The following is a 19136-nucleotide window of genomic DNA, read 5'->3' on the forward strand; positions in this document are numbered from 1 at the left end:
GCCTCTATTTTGCCGCAGACATGAGAACGCCGATGTGGATGAATTTCATGCACGCCATCGCGAGCACCATATAGAGCGCCACGCAAACCAGCAAAGGCTTGTCTTTCAGGAGCAGGGTTTCGGGTTCGCCGCCTTCGTCGTGACCAAACACGAGCGAAAGGTAGCGGAAGATCCCGAACAGCACGAACGGAATTGTGAGAATGAGGCTGGGGTGCGCGCGTCCGGTCGCCGATTCGATGACGTACACGCCGTAGCTCAGCGCGGCCAGGGTGGCGCTCATCACCACGAAGTAGTCCAGCAGCGGTTGCGAGTACCCACGCAACGCCGCGCGGGTTTCGGCCTCGGTGCTTTCGGGCATCAGGTACTCGTGCCGCCGTTTGGCGAACGCAAGCAGCAGCGCCAGCGAGCCGGTGACAAACAGCAGCCAACCCGAGATCGCCACGCTGATGGCGAGCGCACCGATCACGGCGCGTTGCACAAACGCAAGCGCGATGAACAAAGCATCGGCCACCGCGTAGCGTTTGACGAACCCGTTATACAGAAAGTGGATCGTGAGAAAAATGCCCAGCCCGATGACGGTGTTGCGGCCCAGAATCCACGCCACGCCAAAGCTCGCGACGAGCAAACCTCCAAACAGGGCCAGCGCGATCATTGGCGACACCTCGCCGCTCGCCACCGGGCGGTTTTTCTTGACGATGTGGTTGCGGTCCGCTTCGGCATCCAGCACATCGTTGAGAGCGTAGGTCGCCGAGCTCGCCAAGCAGAGACAAACGAACGCCAGCAGCATCTGCACGGTCTTTTGGCCCGAGGCAAAGCTGCCAGTGAAGACCCACGCGGCGGTGGCCAAGAGATTCTTGGTCCACTGCTTGGGTCGCATTAAACGCAGGATCGGCGACATAATGAGGTTCTGTAAGAGAATCTTCGGCAGATTTGCCGTATGGATTGAGAGACGACGTCGTTACACCGTCAGGAGCCAGAAAGTTTATGTGTGGAATCGCCGGATACGTAGGGAAGCGCAGTGCCATTGAAGTGGTGTACGACCAGCTGAAGAGGCTCGAATATCGGGGCTACGACAGCGCCGGGATCGCCTACCTTCAGGACCAAGAAATCAGCGTGCTCAAGCGGGCGGGCAAACTCAGCAATCTCGGCGAGCTGGTGGACGAGAACCCCCGCAAAGCCCACCTCGCCATTGCTCACTCGCGTTGGGCTACGCACGGCGCGCCGACCGACCTCAACGCGCACCCGCACATGGATCAGTACGAGCAGATCGCGATTATCCATAACGGGATCATCGAGAACTACCTCGACTTGAAAGAAGGCCTGATCGCCGACCACCACACGTTCCACAGCGAGACCGATACCGAGGTCGCCGCGCACGTCATCGGCGAAGAGTATTCGGCGGGGGTGAGCCTGGAAGAGGCCGTCCGTCGCGCGGTGAAGAGGCTTCGCGGTGCCTACGCGATGGTCGTCATTTCGCGCAAAGAGCCGGAAAAGATTGTCGCCGCTCGCTCGGCGAGTCCGCTCGTGATTGGCCTCGCTGAGAACGAAAACCTGCTCGCGAGCGACATTCCCGCGTTGCTGCCCTACACCCGCGAAGTCCTGATTTTGGAAGACGACAACGTCTGCATCCTCACGCCGGACGGCATTGAGGTGACCGACCTCGACGGTCGCAAGGTCGCCTACGAGACGATGCACATTGACTGGGATGTGGACGCCGCCGAGAAGGGTGGATTTGAGCACTTTATGCTCAAGGAGATCTACGAACAGCCGGAAGTGATTCAGCGCGTGCTGGCCGGTCGGGTGGACGAAAAGAACCGCGTCCGCCTGGACCATGTCTACAGCGAGCACGTGTGGAACGAAGTCCAGCGGGTCAATATCATCGCCTGCGGAACCAGCTACAACGCCGGCCTCATGGCGAAGTACCTGTTCGAGCGGCTGCTGCGCATCCCCACGGACGTGTACTACGCGAGCGAATTCCGGTACGGACAACCGATTCTCGGCGAACAGTCGCTCTGCGTGTTCGTGAGTCAGTCCGGCGAAACCGCCGATTCGCTCGCCGCGCTCAAGCTTTGTCGCCAGCAACGGATGCGCACCATCGGCGTGGTGAATGTTGTTGGTTCGAGCATCGCCCGCGAATGCGACCGCACGATCCTGACCCAAGCCGGGCCCGAGATCAGCGTTGCCTCGACCAAGGCCTACACCGCGCAGGTGATCTCGCTGTTGCTGCTGGTCCTTCACGTGGCGCAGATCAAGGAAATGCCCGGCGTGCGAGTGGAGCACATCGTGCGCGCCCTGCGAGAACTCAGCGGCAATGCCGTGAAGGTGTTGGAGCTAAATGACCAGATTCGGGCCATCGCCGAAGAGGCGCATATGGCAGAGCTTCTGTTCTTCCTTGGGCGCGGCGCGGATGCCTATGTGTCCCTCGAAGGTGCCCTCAAGATGAAGGAGGTGGCCTACATTCCGACCCAGGAAGTGCCGGCCGGCGAAATGAAGCACGGCCCGCTGGCGCTCATCACGGACAAGGTTTACACCATCTTCGGGGCGACCGAAGAGCCGCTTCGCGACAAGCTCATCAGCAACATCAAGGAAGTCCAGGCGCGGAGCGGCAAGGTGATTGCCGTGACCACCGATGAAGACCAGCTTATGGAGCGCACAGTGGAGCACACGATCAAGATTCCGAGCGCGGGCTACAGCTTCCTCGACGCGATCACCAGCAACATCGTGCTGCAATTGCTGGCCTATCACTTCGCCCACCTTCGCGGCTGCGAGATCGATCAGCCGCGGAACCTCGCGAAGAGTGTTACGGTTGAGTAAAAGTAGCGAAAATACCCTAGGGATTAGGGGAAAACCGCCAGTATAATAGAAGGGGTGGACGGTCGTTTGGATCTGTCCAGATGTTCAGTGTTGGATCCAGGCGTTGATGTAGGAAGGAGATCGAGTGCCGCCACGGCATCGGCTCGCTCCGCGCGCCGGAAGGTCATCGAGTGCTGCGAAGGGCTCGAGATCAAGAACATCAGCTACGTCAAACGCAAGCGCATCATTGACATTTTCAGCTCCGGCCTGGCGCTCATCCTGCTTTTGCCGGTGTTCATCGTGCTGGCGCTCGCGGTCAAGATCACAAGCCCCGGACCCGTGTTCTACCGCTCGTTCCGAGTCGGTCGTGGCGGACAACTCTTTCCGTTCGTGAAGTTCCGCTCCATGCGCGCTGACGCCGACAAGGTGTTGGAGAAACTCCAGACCCAGAACGAAAAGGACGGCCCAATCTTTAAGATGAAGCGCGACCCGCGGATCACGCCGATCGGCCGGTTCCTGCGCAAGTACAGCCTCGACGAACTCCCGCAATTGTGGTCCGTGTTCGTCGGGCACATGAGCATGGTAGGTCCGCGACCGCCTATTCCACGCGAAGTGGAGCACTACGATGATTTTGCCAAGCGCCGCCTTACGGTCAAGCCTGGCATCACCTGCTATTGGCAGATCATGGGTCGCAGTAATTTGACCTTTGAGGAATGGATGGCGCTCGATAATCGTTACATTGATGAGATGTCCTTTTGGACGGACATCAAGATCATTGCGAAGACGCCCAAGGCGATCCTCTTTCCCGGGGATTCCGCCTATTAAGGCGAGCATCCTTCTTCAGGTTCAGTTCGTCTAACCCGATATAAGCTATAGTTCTCATTAGGCTACCTATGTATAAACAGCACGCTCGACGTACAGCCATCTTCACCATTCTGGGCATCGCAATTGCTTTCACAGCCGCAAAATTGCTCCCGAAAGTTTACGAAGGAACCCTCGAATTGGTCCTCGGCGAGCCGCCGATTCCTCGCACGAGCGGTACCAGTCAATACACTCCGGACGTCGACCGGATCCTCAACAAGTCGAGCACAGCCTCCGCGGAAACCGAGCGCCAAATCGTGAGTTCGGCGTCGGTGTTCTACCAAGCCTTGAGCCGCGTGGCCGAGCGCAAAAAGAACCGCGACCTGCTGCCGAACTTCCAACAGCTGTACCAAATGTACGACGTGGTCGTACCGCGGACAAACGCGCCGGAAGAAACCGCGACCGTTGTTCAACTGAAGGTTCGGATGAATGACCCGGCCGTGGCCCGCGACGTGGCTTCAGAAATCGCGAACGTCTATAACGACCAACGTCGTGACAGTTCGAAGAAAGCCGTGGCGGATGCCGTTGCCTACCTGGAAGACCAACTTCCTAAGGCCAAGACTTCGCTTGAGGAGAAGGATAATGCGCTGAAAGCCTACAAGGACGAGGCGAAAATCCAAGATCCGGACATCAACGTTCGCGACCTCGTCGGTCAACGCTCGCAGTTGGAAACGACTCGCGACAACTTGAAACAACGACTGGAAGGTCTCCGCGCCCAAGCCGCAGAGCTGGGCCAGAAGGCGGCCGCGCTGCCTGAGCGCCGCACGGAAGCCCGCAGTGATGCGGTGAACCCCCAAATTTTGACGATCCAAGGTCAACTCGAAGACCTCAAGGGTCGCCGCCTGCAACTGCTGGCGGTGTATCTGCCGGACGCTCCGGAAGTCAAGAAGGTTGATGAGCAGATCGCAAAGCGCACCAAGGAAATCGCCGACATCCGAGCGAAGACTCCGATGCAAAGCAATACCAGCACTGAGGCCGTGAACTCCGCGCGCCAGGCGATTGAAGTGCAGCGCGATCAGGTCAACGCCGAGGCCGAAGGGGTTGCCCAATCCCTCGCCCAAGCCGAATCATCGCTCTCCGCAAAGCTGGCTGAGGTTGAGTCCTTGCCCGAAAAGCAATCGAAGCTGGCTAAGCTGACCGGCGACTATGTCGTCGCTCGCGGTCGTTTTGAATCGATTCAAGCCCAAATCACTAGCCTCAAGGATCGCGGCGAAACACAGTTCCGCGTGGTCACCGCGCTGGGTCAAGCCCAAGCCGATCCCGATCCGGTCTCCCCGGACCTTGTCCGCTGGATGTTCCTGGGCCTCGTGTTTGGCCTCTGCGGTGGTTTGATCTGGAGCTTCCTGCTCGAATCAATGCGACTCCGCGTCCACACCAGTTCGCAGCTCACCGAGCTCACCGGCTTGCCGGTTTCGGCCGCGGTGCCGGTGCTCAAGATGGCTGAAGGCCGCGGTCTCCGCGCCTTCACCTCGCCGAACACTCCCCCGCTGGAATCGTATCGCTACATGACGTTCGCGAAGCTCACGCCGACCGACGTGCCGAAGTCGTTCATGTTCACCGGGGTGAAGAACGCGGCCGGTAGCTTTACGGGCGCTTTGAACCTGGCGAAAGCCAGTGCTCAAGCCGGCTACAAGGTGCTGCTGGTGGATGGCGATTTGATCCGACAAGGGATTTCGAAGAGTTTTGACACCGAAGGGAAGCGTGGCTTTAGCAACTTGCTGAGCGAGGACCCGGCATCGCTTTCGAATGCCGAACTCGTGCAGACCACGGGTATCGACAACCTGTTTGTTTTGCCCGCCGGCAACGCGACGATCACGGCCGTGACCGACGTTCCGGTGCAGCGCATCGAATCGGTGATGACGGCGCTCAAGAAGTACGCCGATGTAGTCATCTTTGCGATGGCGCCCTGTGACGTGATCGCCGATGCTTCGGCTGTGGCTCACTACGTGGACGAAACTTGTCTCGTGGTTAGCGCTCGCACGACGGTCTATCGCCAGATTCCTGCCGCCGCCGACTTGCTGGCCAAGGCGGGTGCCAAGAACCTGCAAATCATCCTCACCGACGCGAATTCGGACGAGGAGCCGTTCATGAGGCAACGATCGATTACGCCAGCCTAAGGGATGATCCGCAACCCGAACACGCTGAACGCCACGAGCACTCCCCGCGCCCGCGAGGGAGTGCTCACTGGCTCTACCTCCGCGCTTCTCGCCTGGGGGATGTTCAACGTGTTCACCACGATGCTGGCTCAGTTGTTCCCGATCCTCGGTATCAGCTTTGACCAACTGTTCAAGTACCAATTGGCTTCCATGGCTGCTTGGTTGGTTGTTGGATATAGCACGCGAAAGATTCCGTTCCGCGTCCCGGTTGCCATCACCGCGCTCATTATTCTGCAACTCTGGTACTGCGTGACCACCCTGCTCGGCGACTATTCGGTTGGCCGTCGCTACATTATCGTGATCACGTACTACCATGTGCTCCTGGTGGTCATGTGCTTTCTGCAAGCAGCCGCCGTGGTGTACCTATATCCGCGAGCACGTAAGATTTTCACCACGAGCCTCATCGTGCTGACCACCTTCTCGGCCTTGGTCGCAATCGGTCAAATGGCGGGAGTTGGACCCCTTGTGGACCTTGGCAACCGCATCCTAGGTTTTGCCGACATTGGTTCGTTTGCGGCCGAAGCGGGTGGAACGGTCCGCGGGATCGGCGCGATGCAGCTGGGCCACGGCACCACGCTGTATCTGGTGGCGGCCATCCTTATTGGCGGAAACCTTCTGTATCGCAACCTCAAATGGTATGAGGTTGTGCTTGTCCCGATCCTGCTTGTCGCCGCGTTCCTGCCTCAGGTGCGTGTGTTGCTGCTCGGAATCGGGGTCACGATGATCATGCTCCTCGTGATGCTGATCCGCCGCATGAAGGCGAATTCGACGCCTGTCATCATCCTGAGTACGGGCTTCCTGGCGGCCTTCTTCTACTTCGGTCGCGACAAACTTCAATACCTTTTCAGCTTATTCTCGGGAGATAGTGATACCTTCACCTACCGCAACAACTATCTTTGGTCACAGGCCAGAAATGTGTTGTCGGAGCGTCCGATGTTTGGGATTGGACTTGAGCCGGGGTTTGCCGGACTCCCCTCGTTCCGCGACCGCTATGTTGGCATGGGAACGATGGACGGTGGATTTCATTTTGCGGCCGCGTGCGGCGGATTACCGGCCGTCGTTTTGCTGATTATTTTTGCGTCAACGGCGACCCTCAGCATCGTGACACACGCATGGCGAGGATCGACCGTTCCCGAGCGCCGCATTTATCTGTTGGCGCTGGTTCCGATCGGCGTCAACCTGATTCCGCACATGTATATGGGCAACTACTTTGTTAACCCGTCGACAAGCATGCTGTATTTCGTCCTGGCTGGGTTGGCCATGAGTAGCGAATCCGAGCACATGGAACATGTGCGCGGCAACCTACGTGAACGCTATGGCGATACTCGCCGGTTCAGCGTGGTCGCGGCTAAGTTCCCGCATCAAGAAAAAGCGCTTGCCTCCGAATCGGAAGCAAGCACTCAGCCCTGAGCGAGAAACGGGCTCAGAAGTAGCCGTTTGAAGACTTGTAAGCCTCGTCCAGATACTGGCTGACGAACCATTTCAATTCATCAATTGAGGCGTTGGGGTACTTCGGCATGAAGCGGTAGAACACGCCGTCTAGCGAGCTTGCTTCCTCTTTGATCTTGCCCGTGAGCAAGTCTTCAAAGCGCCCTGTCCAAAGGCCAAGCTTGAATTTGAGAGTGTTAGAGTAGAACTTTCCGTTGGGAGCTTTATACAAGAACACGGCAAAGCTAGAGTCGGACTTCTCTTTGCTGATGCTGATGATCCGGACCGGCACTATACCGCGATTCTTGGTGCGCACGGTCTGATCGAAGAACTGTTCGATCGTCCAACCTTGAGCCGAGAAGCAGACTCTCGGATCGTGGAAGCTATCCTTTGATCGACTAGCAATGACCACGACGTCAAAGCGCCGGGCGCCCTTCCAATACTCGCGAGCGACGATGCCGAACGGGCGCAACACCTTGTAGGTGGTCTCGTCCATTTTGTAGCTCACGTCGGGATCCTCGGAGTTTTTGTCGTAAGGCATGTTCGCCACCGTCACCGGGAGCAAGGCAATCATTTCCTTCTCGGTCTTCGCGGGAGGCGGTTCGCCACGACCCATGAGGTAGGCAACGCCGACGGCGGCGAAGAGGCCGCAAGTGATGTAAATGTTTCGAGTTAGTCTTTCCATCCAAGGAACCTCGCGATTTTGAAGAGCAGGAAGAAGCAGATGAGCAGCATTAAGTAGCCGCTATAGTCGTGGAACGCGTTGCCGGCCTTGCTTCCCCAGAGGTTGCCGACGACGCCGATCATGGCGATACGCAGCCCGTTCATCACCGGGCAGATCAAGAAGATGAGCAGGAAGAAGAAGATGTTCTTCCACCAAGCCAGTCGCCCGATCATGATAAAGAAGAATGTGAACGCGGAAACTGAGATAATCAGCTTGAGGCCGCTACAGGGTGCCCCGACGTTCAGCGTGAACTGGTCGAGGTAGATGAAGGTTTGCCCGTGCCGAAGCGGATTGAACCCGATCAGCTTCAGCATGTAGTAGCTTACGTCCGTACTAAGAACTTGTAGCGGCTGGGTCGAACGGTCGATGATGTTGTCCCACACCGGCAACATGAAGAGCAGGAATAGAACAGCTGGTAGCAGCGCAAATGCCCATCGGCCCCCGGCCACGGTCCAAACCGCAAAGAAAAGTGCGCCGACAAACATGAACGACAGCACTTCGCGTACGTCGGTAACACCGGCCGCGAAGCCGCCGAGCAGGCAAAAGACTAACGGGATCGTGGCAAACCAGAACGGTTTCACCGGGATTGTCTTCAGGCGATCCCAGTTCTTGGCGACAATGTACGCCGAGATCAACGGCACAATCATGCCGTGCGAATAGTAACCTTCCTCCTTGGTCCAGAGCTGCGGCAGGTTATAGATGAGCTGCCAGAACCCCAAACAAATGGAAGCCAGAATGGCTAAAGCCGGGAGGAACCAAGGTTCCCGTACCGTCTTTTGAAAATTGACGAGGTCATTCCTCGAAGCCAGGTCCAAGCCTGGTGGTGGGCTATCGACAGTAGAACTCACAACAATGTCTTCCTAACAAGTTTTGGGCCAGTTGCGGTTCCCACGACGGCCGATTTCTTCTACGACGATGGAGAAGCAAGAAAGACATTCCCCTGCCACATCGCAGATTCACTCGTTGTTTTACTAGGTATTCGCATCGAGTAGGGTGGTACTTTAGCCAAGATGCGCCTACTTTTTGTCGTTCCGATGCTAAAAGCCACTTCGGAAACTTGGATTCAGCGCATGTTGGAGCAGCTTGGCGACCGGGTTGTCTTGGTTGCGGCCGGCGATACGGGCGGTGCCCGCCACACGGATTTCGGCCAGCCAGTGTTCGAACTCAACCGGTTTCAGCGAGGTCGGGCTCTCGCTGCAAAGGTTGGGATCCCGAGCGTTGGATATCGCCTTCCAGAACTCCGGAAAGAAATCGCCCGACTTGAGGTGGACACGGCCCTCATCCACTACGGTCCGACGGGCTTGCTGTTGGAGCCGCTGCTAGGGCCCGACCTAAACGCATGGGTGCATTTTCACGGTTACGACGCGATGTTCGACATGCGCCGCGCCGAGCCCCCCCATGAGCGTGTCCACACGGCGGACTACCAGGCCAAGATTGTCCAGCTTGCCAAGCGAGCAGGATTTATTGCCAACAGCGAGTTTACGGCGAGTGTGCTTCGGGGCGCGGGTACACCGCCGAGCCGCGTTCGTGTGAAGACTCTTGGGGTCCCCGTGATAAACATCAATAGGGAACCGCGTAGTGGCCCGATCATGATCGCAGCCGTGGGTCGCATGATTGACTGCAAAGGCCCAGACTTCACGGTTCGCGCGTTCATCCGCGCCTGCGAACTCGGCCTGCAGGGAAGCTTGACCATTGTGGGCTCAGGTCCAATGCTCGCCGAATGCGAGCGACTGGCCACGGCCAGTACGGTTGCCGATCGCATTCACCTGGTGGGCTCGGTGCCAAACCAGCAGGTGCAGGCACTGCTCGCGGAAGCGGACGTATTCACCCAGCACAACTTGGTGGGCCCAAAGACAGGCCAAATTGAAGCGTTTGGGGTGTCGGTGCTAGAGGGCATGGCGGCCGCCATGGCCACGGTCACAACCACAAACGGCGGCGTCAACGAGATTGTTTTGGCTGACGAAACGACGCTGGTGTTTCCCGAAGGCGATGTCGAATCCCAAGCCCGCGCCTTTCTCCTGCTGGAGCAGGACCCCGAACTGCGCCACCGCCTTGGAGTAGCTGGCCAGCGACGAGCGCGCGAGAGTTTTAGCCTGGAACAAGAGGGCGAGAAGCTTCTCGACATTCTTTCCCAGAAACCCCAGTAAATTGTCCCGGCACAGTCCCGAATGCCTTGTGGAAACAAGCATTTGAACGGACTATGAAACGACAAACCTTATTCTTCCTCGCTGCGCTTTCGGCGGTCAGTCAGGTGCAAGCGCAACAGCAACAGGATCCAGGAGCGACGGGCCCGCGCACGATCTATGTCTCGCCTCGTGGAAACGATCGAAACACGGGTCAAGTGGCGACCATCTCCAGCGGTACCCTGACTGGTCCGAAGAGAACTCTGGAAGGGGCTCGATCTCTCATCCGACAACTCGGCATGGCCGACTCAATTCCGGAAGGCGGCATTATCGTGAAGCTTCTTCCCGGGACCTACAACTTGGCCACCCAATTTTCGCTGGAGCAACGATGGGAGAAGGGAACGCCCACCAAACCGATTGTGATTCGCGGTTCCGGTACGGATCAGACGATCATTGATGGTTCGACTCCGATTCGGGTGTGGCGACGCGTCACCCGCGACAGCCGCATTAGCGGGGACCTGCAGCGGCGCCTCTATGTTGCCGATCTGCGCCAGCACCGGGTGGGCACGTTCACGTCCTTTCAGCGCAAGGGATTTCCGTACGACACACAAACTACTTATCCGGAGCTTATCTATCGTGGCAAGCGCATGACCGTCGCACAGTATCCGAATGGTAAAGCATGGCTTACGGTAGGCGAAGGGCACAACGGCGACAACCAATCCATGGAGAGTAGCATCCCGGCGAGTCGCGGTTGGACCAACGCTCAAGATGCGTGGACCTACGGGTACCTCTCAAACCAGTGGGCGGATTCCTACGAGAAGATTTCTTCCGTCGCCAACGGTCGCGTCAACTTCGCCGCGCCGGTGCACTACGGCATTGCCAGCGGTCAGCGGTTTCGTTTTGTCAACATCCTGCAGGAACTGGATGCTCCCGGCGAGTACTTCATTGATCGCGCCGCGATGAAGGTGTACTTCTATCCGCCGGCCACCGGATTCCAAAACAGCGTTTCGATCACCGGCGTCAACGACATGCTGATCAAGTTGGCTGACTGTGAGTACACCACGGTGGAGGACCTGACGATCCAAAACACGCGGGGCAGCGCCATTGAGGTGCACCGCGGCACCGACGTTGCTATTCGCAACGTGGTCGTCAAGAACACCGGCCTCGATGGCATTCGCTTGCGCAACGGGACCAATCACATCATCGATTCGTGTAAGTTCAGCGCTATTGCCGAGACGCCGGTCTGGGTTCTGGGTGGCGATCGACTCACCCTGACTCCCTCGGGCCATGAGGTGACCAACAACGAGATGACTGACTTTAGTCAAGTCTGTCGGTCGCACAAGCCAGGGATTCGGGTGGAAGGTGTGGGTCACCTGATTTCGCAAAACAGCATCTACCGAGCTCCGGGCATGGGTCTCTTTGTTCTCGGGAATGACAACATCATCGAGAAGAATCACTTGCGCTACCTGTGTTTCGACAACGACGATGCCGGCGCGATCTACATTGGCCAAAACCCGACGTTTCTCGGCAACGTGATTCGCAACAACCTGATTGAGGACTTGCCGCGACGTCACGCGACGATCTTGGACAACAAGGTGAACGCGATCTACCTTGACGACTTCACTTGCGGCACGCAGGTCTACGATAATGTGATCCGACGCGCCGACATGGGAATCCAGTTGGGTGGTGGCAGCCAGAATATGATCTGGAACAACGTGTTTGACGATTGCCGACTCGGTGTTCAACTGGACGCTCGCGGTACGAGTTGGAACAGCAGTTGGTTTACGAATGGTCGTATCGCTCAGCGATGTGCTGAAGTCGGATTGGGAACCGGCGTCTATGCCGCGGCTTACCCCGACATGAACGACTACCTTACAGTGGGCAACCCGGCAATCCCGCGCAACAACCGCATGGAGCGCAATGTCGTGGATGCCGGCACGGCGCTGGTGTTCTTCGATGGAATCATCAACTCCGATGTGGATGACCCGAGTGAGGCCTTCATCACACTTGACAACTATTACGGCGCGAACGCAGGCTTCGTGAACTCCGCTTCGAATAACTTCCAGGTGATTCCGAACAGCGACGCCGACTTCATCGGGTTCCAGTCGATTGACCTTAGCGATGTGGGGGCTCAGGTGAACGGCAAACGCTTGTCACCGGTAACGAGTCCGCTCCCGCCGGAAGACTACTAAGCCACAAAAAATCCCGGACCAGATTGGTCCGGGATTTTTTTTGTGCTTAACGACCCGAGACTTTCTCGGTTCCGGTGTTGCCGTCGAAGCTGGAGCCCGCGAACGGCATGGAGATATCTTCGACCGCCGGCCCCTTGGTATCTTGGTCAAACACCACGTCCTCGCCGCCGAGGGGATATTCCTTGCGGAGGGGGAAGCCCACCCAGTCATCCGGCAGCAAAAACCGTCCCGGATGGTCGGTGTTGCCCTCAAAGATCACACCGTACAGGTCCATGATCTCGCGCTCGGGGTACTCGGCACCGGCAAAAACATGCTTCGCGGTCGGGATGGCTTGGCCGTCGTTCACCGCGACCTTCACAAAAATGCGGGAGTGATGCTTCAGGGACATGAGGTTGTAAACCACCTCGAAGCGGCCATCAAGATCGCGCTCGTGGTTCCACGCGCTATAGTCGGCGCCCACGCACTCGCTAAAGTAGCTGTACTGTAGAGCCGGGTGATCGCGCAGGAACGAGAGAATCTCGATCAGTTTGTCCACGCTGACACAAAGCCAGGTGTCGCCGCGATACTCCTTGACCTTCACCAGCGCCGCGCCATATTGCTCGCGAACCAGCTTAGCTTCCAGGCGCTCGGTACCGTCCATTGGAATCGGCATTAGCTTGCCACCTCCATCGGCGTGCCTTCGGCAATCATGAGCTGCTCTTCTTCCTTGGCGGCGGCATCATCCCAGTCGAACGCCCCCACGCGAACCGCGTAGTAGTAGCCGGCGACCCACAGGCCCATGTAAACCAACATCTCGAAGAAGCTGAAGATTTGGAACGGCAACGGCGCGTGCTTGAACACCGTGAGCCAGCCCCATAGGAAGACGACTTCAATGTCAAACAGAATGAAGATCATCGCCACCAGATAAAACTTGATGGGGAAGCGTTCGTTTGCATCGCCGAGCGGAGCCACGCCGCACTCGTAAGGCGACTGCTTGTAAGGCGTCACCTTTTTGGGACCGAGCACGTAGCTGAGGGTCACCATGGCGGCGCAAATGATCGCGGCAACCGCGACCAATATTAGAATAGGAGCATAGCTCGCACTCATACTCGGGCAAGCATACCCAAGCAACGGCCAAAATCACGGTGGAATGATCGCGGACGGCCTTCAAAAATTGATGCTGGGCGAGAGCCTCAGCGAAGCCGAGGCGCGCGAGTTGTTTCGAGCCTTCCTTAGCGAAGATGTGAGCCCCCTGCAAAAGGCGGCTGCTTTGGGAGCATTGGCCGCTAAGCGACCGACCGCCGACGAGTTGGTGGGGTTCGTCACCGAAATGCGCGAGCACATGGTCGCGGTGCCGGTGGAGGGTGACGTCGTGCTGGACACTTGCGGCACCGGAGGCGGTCCGCCGAGCTTCAATCTCAGTACGGGCGCGGCCTTTGTGGCGGCGGCCGCTGGAGTGCACGTGGCCAAGCATGGCAATCGTGCGGTGAGTAGTAAGTGCGGCAGCGCGGATGTGCTGGAGGCGCTGGGCGCGAACCTCGAGCTTGATGTGCCCAACCTCCAGCGCGTGTTTCGCGAGACCGGAATGCAGTTCCTTTTCGCGCCAAACCAGCATCCCGCCATGCGGGTGATGGGGCCGATTCGGCGAGAGATTGGTGTTCGCACAGTGTTCAATTGGCTTGGCCCGCTCGCTAACCCGGCGCGGGCCAACGTGCAGCTCATTGGGCATTTTTCTCGCGAGGCGCTGCCGATCATGGCCGAAGCCGCCGCCCGGCTCGGAGTCCAGCGCGGCGCGATCGTTCATGCCGAAGGCGGCATGGACGAGGTCTCGCCGGTGGGAGTCACGTCTTTGGTGCTGCTGAACGGAGAGCTGCTCACGTTGGCGCCGCGCGATTTCGGCATCGGTGAAGTTGACCTTTCGCCGGGCGAAACCGTGGCTGAATCGGCGGACGTCTTGCGGCTGGCTCTCTCGGGTCGCGACCCGCGTCGCAGTGACGCGCTCATCCCTAGCGTGGCGGTGGGTCTGTGGCTGGCCGGGCGCGCGGGCAGCATCGCTGAGGGCGCGGAACTTGCGCGCGAGACCCTGCGATCGGGCGCCGCCGAGCGTAAGCTCAACCAGTTTGTGGAGGCCACCCGCTCATGAATATCCTCGACGAAATCTTCGCTCAAAAGCGGGCATCGCAAGCGGAGAAGCACGCCCGCGTGCCGCTTCGCGACCTCCAAGCCAGGCAAGTCGAGCCGCCGGCCGGATTTCGGCGCGCGCTCGAAAATGCAAACCGACCCATTTCCCTGATCGCGGAGGTCAAGAAGGCGAGTCCGGTGAAAGGCGTGCTGCGAGAGGACTTCGACCCCGTGCAGATCGCGAACGCCTACCGTTTGGCGGGCGTGCAGGCCATGAGCGTCCTCACCTGCGCCGAGTTTTTCCAGGGTTCGCAAGGCAATCTGATCGCGGCCAAGCGCGCCGCCTCGGTCCCGGTCATCCGCAAAGATTTCACCGTGAGTGAGTACGACATTTGGGAGGCCAAAGCCATGGGCGCGGATGCCATTTTGCTCATCGCATACGGCCTCGATGACGCCGAACTCAAGGGCCTTCGCGAACTCGCCGAGGGCCTAGGGTTTGACGCTCTCGTCGAAGTTCATGACGCCCAAGAGATGGGCCGTGCGCTCGACTCGGGCGCGACGTTCGTCGGCGTGAACAATCGCGACTTGCGGACGTTTGAAACGCGGATCGAAACTCTGGAGGAACTCGCGCCCAAAGTTCCCAGCCACGTTCACTTGGTCGCCGAGAGCGCCATTCGCAACGCCGCCGACGTCGCTCGAGTGCAAGCGGCCGGTGCCCGCAGCGTGCTGATCGGAACAGCGTTCGTCAAGGCCGCCGATCCCGGCGCGGCGGTCATCGAGGTCATGGGTTGGTGAAGGTAAAAATCTGCGCGCTCACGCGCGAGATGGACGTCGAATTGGCCATTGAGCTTGGGGCCGACGCGGTCGGCTTTGTTGTCGAACCCACGAGCAAGCGGGCCCTTACTCCTGAGCGAGCAAAGGAGTTGGCTCGCATTGCACAAGGCAAGGCTCAGACCGTGGTGGTCTTCGGCGAATTCTATGCATTCAAAGGCATCGAAGGATTCGACCTCGTTCAGTACCGCTGGTCCCCCGGGGCCACCCCGCGAGAACGACAACGGCCCGCTCTCACCCTCGACCATGCGCCGCGGTGGGAGCCCGCGCAAGAATTCATTCTCGAACCGACCGTCGCCGGGCAGTTCGGCGGAACCGGTCAACTGGCCGACTGGGACGCCGCGCATAAGCTGGTGGAACAAGGATATGAGGCCATGCACCTTGCGGGTGGCCTAACACCCGACAATGTGGCTGCCGCTATCGCCAAGGTCCAGCCCTTCGGCGTGGATGTGGCCAGCGGAACCGAAGCCAGTTACGGAATCAAGGACCCGGCTCGGATGCGCGATTTCATCGCCGCCGCAAAACTCTGACCTTCAGGCAAAAAAATAGCGGGAACGCTGAAAGGAGAGCAAAGCACGTTCCCGCAAGTTTGTTTTTGTCGCTGGCGTTGTTTTAAAGACCGCGTTGGATCACACCATTGACCTTGCTACAATCATGATACCAACGAAATTTTATTGTGTGACATAAAATATTGTGCTTTTCACCGCAATATTAAAAGTTTGTCACAAAAGGTCCGTCGGGTAGTCCACCCCTTGGCGCGGGTAAGATTCCAAACGCAATATTTTTGCGGAGGCAGCATTTTGCCACTAGCGATTGAAACAGTTAACCTAACTAAAAGCTACAAGAGCCGGCAGCGCGGGGTGGTCTCCGTTGTCGACAATCTCAATCTTCAGGTCGAAGAGGGCGAAATCTTCGGGTTTCTCGGGCCGAACGGAGCCGGGAAAACCACGACGATTAAGATGCTCCTCAACGTCATCGTGCCCACCTCGGGCGATGCTCGCATCCTCGGGCACGACGTTGACGACATTGAAGTCCACCGCCTTTTGAGCTACCTGCCCGAAAAGCCGTATTACTACGAACATATGACGGGCATGGAAATTCTGAAGTTCTACGCCAGCCTGTTTGGCATCAAAGACAATGATAAATGCCAGGCTCTGCTGGAGAAGGTGAACCTCGCCGGCGATAGCCACAAGACCATCAATCAGTATTCCAAGGGGATGCAGCAACGGATCGGTCTGGCGCAGAGCTTGCTTAACGATCCCAAGCTCATCTTCCTCGACGAGCCGACCGGCGGTCTCGACCCCATCGCTCACATCGAAGTGCGTGACCTGATTCTGCAGTTCCGCGAAGAAGGGAAGACCGTCTTCATTTCCTCGCACGAACTCTCCGACGTCGAGCGCATTTGCGATCGCGTCGCGATTATCAACAAGGGCAAGGTCGAAGCGCAAGGCTCGCTCGACACGTTGCTCGCCGGTGGTCGCATGGAAATCACCGCCGACGACGTTCCCGAAGCGACGAGCAAAGCGCTGGAATCGGCGAGTGCCATCCACAGCTTTAAGAACGGTCGCCTGATTTTGGACATGCCCGACGACGCCGACATCAACGCCGTCCTGGACACGCTCCGCTCGGCTAAGGCGAGCATCGTCAGCGTGATTCCGCGCCGCAAGCGCCTGGAAGACCTGTTCATCGAAACCGTTCGGACGTCGAACTACGGCCGAAACCCGCAGGAGCAAAACTCGTGAAAGTAATCACCGCCATTGCCGCGACCACAATTGGCGAAGCGATTCGCCGCAAGGTTCTGCTCGTTATCTTGCTGATCGGCGTGTTGCTTCTGGGCATCGCGCCCGGCCTGCAAGCCCTTTCGGCCCGCCAAGAACGCACCGTTCTTAAGAGCTTTATCTTCGGGACCATGCAGCTGACGGCGGTGATGATCGCGGTCATCCTCACGGTCTACATCATCCCCAACGAAATCGAGCGCCGTACCATTTACACGATTCTGTGTAAGCCGGTTCGCCGGTGGCAGTTGCTGGTCGGCAAATACCTGGGCGCCATTGGCGCACTCGGCCTGATGATCGCGATGATGACTGGGCTTTCGATTCTGCTGTACTGGAAATTCCAAGAAGGCGCGCCCATGTCCGACCTCGCCGGCATCGCGCAAGTTGCGCTGATGTACTACGTGCAAACGTGCTTGCTCGCCGCCGTCGCGATATCGCTCAGTACCTTCCTTCCACCGCTGGTCAACATCTTTGTCAGCCTCGGTTTGTACTTAGTCGGGACGCTCTTTAGCAGCGTGTTTGAATCCATCAGCAGCCAGCAGGGAACTCACCCGATGGTGAAGGGGTTTGCTAGTTTGGTGGGCTCCGTATTGCCCAACTTTAGCCGGTTCAACGTGCAAAATCTGGAGATCAATACCCAGCAGATCGGGAACGTCACCCGCTACTACATCGACGCCGCCGTGTACGGCATCGTCTACATCGTGGGCGTGCTGATCGTCGGAATGTTGGTCTTCGAAAATCGGGAGGTTTAAGCCATGAAGAAGTCTCGCGCAATCATGTTCGGTTTGCTCGCCGCGTGCGGCATTGGGCAGGCCGTGTGGGATCGCACGCAGGTGCAACCTACCTACAAGGAGAAGTTCATGCCCAAGCAAACGGGCTACGTGAGCGGCCTGTCTTCGGAGCAGTTTCTGCTCGCGCTCTCGGGCTTCCGCGAAATGATCGCGGGCATCCTCTGGGTCAAGGGCGATAGCTACTTTGAGAGTGGAAACTACGACGCCATCCTGCCGATCATTCGCCTGGTGACCTGGCTCGATCCGGGTCAGATTGACGTCTACGCGACTGGCATGTGGCACATCGCCTACAACTTCACCGACGAACAAAGTCGCAGCGACCGCCGCTACATTCCGAGCGCGGTTGCCCTAGGCGACGAAGGTTCCCGCAACAACCCCAACACGTACGAAATGTTCTTCGAGACGGGGTGGTTGTTCTATCACAAGATTGACGACGACTACGGTCAATCAGTCTCGTACTGGGAAAAGGCGATCACCAAGCCCGACATCATTCCGGCTCGCCGCAACCTGCTGAGCAACGCGTATCAGCGCGATGGACAGATTGATAAGGCCCTTGAGTATTACGAAAAACTGCTCGCCGAAGCCAAGAAGCGGGACGCCGCGGGCGCCGACTTCCAAGCTCGCGTCACCCAAGACACGATTGAGGGCAACCTCGACACGATGCTTGTGCGGATGAGTCAGCGCGGATGGTTTGGCCGCGAAGAAGGCCCGGGCGCGATTCCCTACGATACGCAACCGCCGTTTGATGTGAACTTCAGCGTTCGCATCACCATCCCCGAACCCAAGGTGGTTCGCTTTGAGGGTAGCTATGGCGTGCGACCGGTCGGAACCCGCATTCGCGTGGTTCTCCGCGATGAGGATTATCCCAACGCGGTGCCCGGCGGTATGAAGTGGAAGCAAGACGGCGCGGTGAACTTGGATCCGCCCCGCGACCTGACCTTCATGCAGGACCAACTGTACGTCAAGAACCAGCGCTTCGATCGAACGTGCGACATGAGTCGCGACCCGACGATGTACCCGTTCAAAACCCAAAACTACGTGGCCGAGTTCTATTACAACCCGCGCAGCGCTCCCCCGCACATTCAGGACAAGTTCAGCTGGAATGGCGAAGGGTTCACGGATAAGAACTTCCTCAACACGGAGATTCGCCCGAATCAGCGCGTGCTGTACCACAACATTCCGCTTACCCGCGACATGATTCTGCGGCGAGGCGAATGGAGCATGGGCGGCGGCAAGGTGCCGGTGCTGGCGACGAAGAACTTTGTGGATAAGGCGGCCAAGGGATCGGAAGACTTTATCGAAATTCCGAGTTTGCGAAGCCAAGACGCGCAAGCCACAAAGTAAACTCAAGGGACACGATAT

General features: G+C 58.2%; 17 protein-coding genes. 12 read left to right on the plus strand and 5 right to left on the minus strand.

Features of this window, described 5'->3' with window-relative positions; all coding sequences use genetic code 11:
• Positions 1-4: 4 nt before the first annotated feature.
• The gene (locus tag JNJ45_03390; GenBank protein MBL8047706.1) at positions 5-877 is read right to left on the minus strand and encodes a UbiA prenyltransferase family protein; all 873 of its coding nucleotides are present in this window, start codon (positions 875-877) and stop codon (positions 5-7) included.
• A 107-nt stretch (positions 878-984) separates the two neighbouring features.
• On the opposite strand from JNJ45_03390, the gene glmS reads away from it, so the two are divergent.
• The 4 genes from glmS (at position 985) to JNJ45_03410 (ending at position 7220) form a co-directional block, all read left to right on the plus strand.
• On the plus strand, positions 985-2814 hold the full coding sequence (glmS, locus tag JNJ45_03395) for a glutamine--fructose-6-phosphate transaminase (isomerizing) (GenBank protein ID MBL8047707.1): 1830 nt from the start codon (positions 985-987) through the stop codon (positions 2812-2814).
• Positions 2815-2868: 54 nt separating this feature from the next.
• A complete protein-coding gene (locus JNJ45_03400; GenBank protein MBL8047708.1) occupies positions 2869-3618 on the plus strand; it encodes a sugar transferase in 750 nt (249 codons plus the stop codon).
• 143 nt (positions 3619-3761) lie between these two features.
• Positions 3762-5771: a hypothetical protein gene (locus JNJ45_03405; GenBank protein MBL8047709.1), complete on the plus strand. Its 2010-nt coding sequence runs from the start codon at positions 3762-3764 to the stop codon at positions 5769-5771.
• A 3-nt stretch (positions 5772-5774) separates the two neighbouring features.
• A complete protein-coding gene (locus JNJ45_03410; GenBank protein ID MBL8047710.1) occupies positions 5775-7220 on the plus strand; it encodes a hypothetical protein in 1446 nt (481 codons plus the stop codon).
• 13 nt (positions 7221-7233) lie between these two features.
• Here JNJ45_03410 and JNJ45_03415 read toward each other — a convergent pair whose 3' ends face one another.
• Positions 7234-7923, minus strand: a complete 690-nt coding sequence (locus tag JNJ45_03415) for an exosortase-associated EpsI family protein (protein MBL8047711.1) — start codon at positions 7921-7923, stop codon at positions 7234-7236.
• Positions 7911-8681, minus strand: coding sequence for an exosortase/archaeosortase family protein (locus JNJ45_03420; GenBank protein MBL8047712.1), 771 nt, complete (start codon positions 8679-8681; stop codon positions 7911-7913). Before JNJ45_03420 ends, JNJ45_03415 begins: the two co-directional genes overlap by 13 nt.
• Positions 8682-8996: 315 nt before the next feature.
• Here JNJ45_03420 and JNJ45_03425 point away from each other — a divergent pair, with 315 nt between their 5' ends.
• On the plus strand, positions 8997-10109 hold the full coding sequence (locus JNJ45_03425; GenBank protein ID MBL8047713.1) for a glycosyltransferase family 4 protein: 1113 nt from the start codon (positions 8997-8999) through the stop codon (positions 10107-10109).
• Positions 10110-10162: 53 nt separating this feature from the next.
• Positions 10163-12277 carry a right-handed parallel beta-helix repeat-containing protein gene (locus JNJ45_03430; protein MBL8047714.1) on the plus strand — a complete coding sequence of 705 codons (2115 nt, stop codon included), beginning with the start codon at positions 10163-10165 and terminating at the stop codon, positions 12275-12277.
• A 46-nt stretch (positions 12278-12323) separates the two neighbouring features.
• On the opposite strand, the gene JNJ45_03435 is transcribed toward JNJ45_03430, so the two are convergent.
• Together JNJ45_03435 and JNJ45_03440 are read right to left on the minus strand one after the other, a co-directional pair.
• Positions 12324-12929, minus strand: a complete 606-nt coding sequence (locus JNJ45_03435) for an NADH-quinone oxidoreductase subunit C (GenBank protein ID MBL8047715.1) — start codon at positions 12927-12929, stop codon at positions 12324-12326.
• Positions 12929-13333 carry an NADH-quinone oxidoreductase subunit A gene (locus JNJ45_03440; GenBank protein ID MBL8047716.1) on the minus strand — a complete coding sequence of 135 codons (405 nt, stop codon included), beginning with the start codon at positions 13331-13333 and terminating at the stop codon, positions 12929-12931. Before JNJ45_03440 ends, JNJ45_03435 begins: the two co-directional genes overlap by 1 nt.
• Before the next feature lie 73 nt (positions 13334-13406).
• Between JNJ45_03440 and trpD the strand changes: the two genes are divergently transcribed.
• From trpD to JNJ45_03470, 6 genes are all read left to right on the plus strand, one after another.
• Complete coding sequence (gene trpD / locus JNJ45_03445) at positions 13407-14399, plus strand: anthranilate phosphoribosyltransferase (protein ID MBL8047717.1); 993 nt, start codon at positions 13407-13409, stop codon at positions 14397-14399.
• Positions 14396-15172: an indole-3-glycerol phosphate synthase TrpC gene (trpC, locus tag JNJ45_03450; GenBank protein MBL8047718.1), complete on the plus strand. Its 777-nt coding sequence runs from the start codon at positions 14396-14398 to the stop codon at positions 15170-15172. Before trpD ends, trpC begins: the two co-directional genes overlap by 4 nt.
• On the plus strand, positions 15169-15738 hold the full coding sequence (locus JNJ45_03455; protein MBL8047719.1) for a hypothetical protein: 570 nt from the start codon (positions 15169-15171) through the stop codon (positions 15736-15738). The genes trpC and JNJ45_03455 overlap by 4 nt, the downstream gene beginning before the upstream one ends.
• Positions 15739-16068: 330 nt before the next feature.
• Entirely contained in the window at positions 16069-16950 is an 882-nt protein-coding gene (locus JNJ45_03460; GenBank protein MBL8047720.1) for an ABC transporter ATP-binding protein, read from the plus strand.
• Positions 16947-17735, plus strand: coding sequence for an ABC transporter permease (locus JNJ45_03465; GenBank protein ID MBL8047721.1), 789 nt, complete (start codon positions 16947-16949; stop codon positions 17733-17735). The genes JNJ45_03460 and JNJ45_03465 overlap by 4 nt, the downstream gene beginning before the upstream one ends.
• Before the next feature lie 3 nt (positions 17736-17738).
• Positions 17739-19118 carry a tetratricopeptide repeat protein gene (locus JNJ45_03470; GenBank protein ID MBL8047722.1) on the plus strand — a complete coding sequence of 460 codons (1380 nt, stop codon included), beginning with the start codon at positions 17739-17741 and terminating at the stop codon, positions 19116-19118.
• The last annotated feature ends 18 nt before the right edge of the window (positions 19119-19136 follow it).

Source organism: Chthonomonas sp., from assembly GCA_016788425.1.
Taxonomy (GTDB): Bacteria; Armatimonadota; Fimbriimonadia; order Fimbriimonadales; family Fimbriimonadaceae; genus JAEURQ01.

Bases quoted from the DNA above. Each gene is read 5' to 3' on its own strand.
- JNJ45_03470 (MBL8047722.1), top strand. From the start codon at position 17,739: ATGAAGAAGTCTCGCGCAATCATGTTCGGTTTGCTCGCCGCGTGCGGC.
- JNJ45_03415 (MBL8047711.1), bottom strand. From the start codon at position 7,923: ATGGAAAGACTAACTCGAAACATTTACATCACTTGCGGCCTCTTCGCC.
- JNJ45_03410 (MBL8047710.1), top strand. From the start codon at position 5,775: ATGATCCGCAACCCGAACACGCTGAACGCCACGAGCACTCCCCGCGCC.
- JNJ45_03430 (MBL8047714.1), top strand. From the start codon at position 10,163: ATGAAACGACAAACCTTATTCTTCCTCGCTGCGCTTTCGGCGGTCAGT.
- JNJ45_03390 (MBL8047706.1), bottom strand. From the start codon at position 877: ATGCGACCCAAGCAGTGGACCAAGAATCTCTTGGCCACCGCCGCGTGG.
- trpC (MBL8047718.1), top strand. From the start codon at position 14,396: ATGAATATCCTCGACGAAATCTTCGCTCAAAAGCGGGCATCGCAAGCG.
- JNJ45_03435 (MBL8047715.1), bottom strand. From the start codon at position 12,929: ATGCCGATTCCAATGGACGGTACCGAGCGCCTGGAAGCTAAGCTGGTT.
- glmS (MBL8047707.1), top strand. From the start codon at position 985: ATGTGTGGAATCGCCGGATACGTAGGGAAGCGCAGTGCCATTGAAGTG.
- trpD (MBL8047717.1), top strand. From the start codon at position 13,407: ATGATCGCGGACGGCCTTCAAAAATTGATGCTGGGCGAGAGCCTCAGC.
- JNJ45_03425 (MBL8047713.1), top strand. From the start codon at position 8,997: ATGCTAAAAGCCACTTCGGAAACTTGGATTCAGCGCATGTTGGAGCAG.